This is a genomic window from Poinsettia branch-inducing phytoplasma str. JR1 (assembly GCF_000309465.1).
GTDB lineage: Bacteria > Bacillota_I > Bacilli_A > Acholeplasmatales > Acholeplasmataceae > Phytoplasma > Phytoplasma pruni.
This window is the reverse complement of sequence record NZ_AKIK01000010.1, coordinates 1-1777: the sequence shown is the minus strand read 5'-3', so window position 1 is coordinate 1777 and position 1777 is coordinate 1. Positions and strand designations below refer to the sequence as shown.

1 protein-coding gene and 1 pseudogene are annotated in these 1777 nt (G+C 27.6%); both read right to left on the bottom strand.

What is annotated here, in order from left to right; all coding sequences use genetic code 11:
• Positions 1 to 270: 270 nt before the first annotated feature.
• Positions 271 to 639 carry a hypothetical protein gene (locus ON17_RS00435; RefSeq protein WP_017191502.1) on the bottom strand — a complete coding sequence of 123 codons (369 nt, stop codon included), beginning with the start codon at positions 637 to 639 and terminating at the stop codon, positions 271 to 273.
• 107 nt (positions 640 to 746) lie between these two features.
• Positions 747 to 1777: pseudogene (locus ON17_RS00430) on the bottom strand (DNA double-strand break repair protein Rad50); the annotation flags it as partial.

The window sequence follows — 1777 nt, the reverse complement described above, 5'->3', positions numbered from 1 at the left end:
ATTTTGATTTTGCTCCTTTGGTTTTTTTATAATTTATTTAAATTTAGATGATTTCGTAGAGGGAGTTGAGGTCGGATAGGGCGAATGTTTTGTTTTGTGTAAATAAACTATTTAATCCTTCAATTAAATCTTTTTTCAATCTTTCAGCACCTTGTAGTTGCTCGGTTAAAGATTTTATTTTTATTTTATCAAATTCATTTTGGGGGTTAAGTTTGCTTATTTTTGTATTATAATCATCGCATTCTTTTTGATATTTGTCTATTTGAGACTTTAGCCATTTTCGCTATCTTTCATATTATTAATTAAATCTTGTTTTATTTTTTCAATTTCAGTTTTTTCTTCTTGAGAAAGATCATTCAGTGATAAAACTTCGTTTTCGTTTTCTGATAAGATATAAGATTTAATTTTATCATATTTTTCTTGTGTTATTTTAATTTTAGGTTTTGGAGTTTCTATTTCGCGTTTAGTTCTTGGTGGATGATTTATTTTTGGATTGTTATCTAATTCTTCATGATAATTTGATAATGATTTCAGTTCTTGTTTGGTTTCGTAAAGACCTTCAAAAATTCCAATAATAAAAGAAATAACTAAAACGGTGATAATTAAAATAATAATCCAATATTTTTTAAAAAAATTCATTATTCAATATCCTTTCCGATAATAGTAGTAATTGATATTATCTTTTAAAAAAATTAATTACTACTATTATACATTTTTATTGTGTTAATTTTAAAGAAAAAGTTTTTTTACGCTGGGATAGAAATTAATTCTGGGATTTTGTTTTGATTAGTTTGTTTGATTCTTTTTTGGACTTTTGCGTAGTTAGGGTTTTGAAGTTTTAGTTCTTCTTTGATTGTATTTATTTCTTCGTTGATGGGTTCTAATTTTATTTCTAGTTGTTCTTGTTGTATTATTTTTGGTTGTTCATTTTGGATTCCGTCGGTTATTTGTTGTCTTTTCAGTTCTAATTCTTCGGTGATTTTAGTGTATTCGTCAATAACAGTTTGTATTTCTTGTTTCATAGAATTATTTTCTAATTTTATATTTTTGGTTTGTTGTAATAATTTTTGTGTTATATTTTCTTTATTATTGCGTGTGTTGTATTCTTCTAATTTCTTTTCTTGGTCTGTGTAGTCAGCTTCGAGTTTGGCTAGTTCGCGATCGATGTCTTTGGTATACATTTCTAAAGCTTCTTTGGTAATCATTGGGAGTGATTCTTTGTTTTCATTTGCTACTTCGTTGTACATATGCCATAAACGGTGTCCTTCGTGAAGAATTAAAGTGGCTTTCGTCATCCCTTGTGAGAATTTACGTGTAAAAGTAATTGATTTACCTATGATTTTCATACCGTATTTAGCAGGGATTAAGTCAGTTGCTTTATCGAAGGCTTTGAATCCCCATTTGACGATGTTGCCAGCTGATGATTCGTTTTCTTTTTCGTAGGTTAACATACGATTATGCATTGCACGGTATTTTTCTTTTAGAGCTTGATATAATTCTCGTTCGGCCTCTATTTTTTCGAGTTTTTCATTGACTTGGTTGATGTTGTTTTGGATTTGGGATTTTCTTTCATCGTAAGTAGTTATGATAGTTGATAATTCTTTAAATCTATTATCTAAACTATTTAATCCTTCAATTAAATCTTTTTTCAATCTTTCAGCACCTTGTAGTTGCTCAGTTAAGGATTTTTGTTTTATTTCTAATGTTCCTATTTGAGTTTTTATTTCAGTAATTTGTTTAACTAATGCAATCTTTTCATCATAAAGGATATCTAATT

Excerpts from the sequence above, each read along its gene's own strand:
- ON17_RS00435 (WP_017191502.1), bottom strand. The coding sequence starts at position 639 with ATGAATTTTTTTAAAAAATATTGGATTATTATTTTAATTATCACCGTT.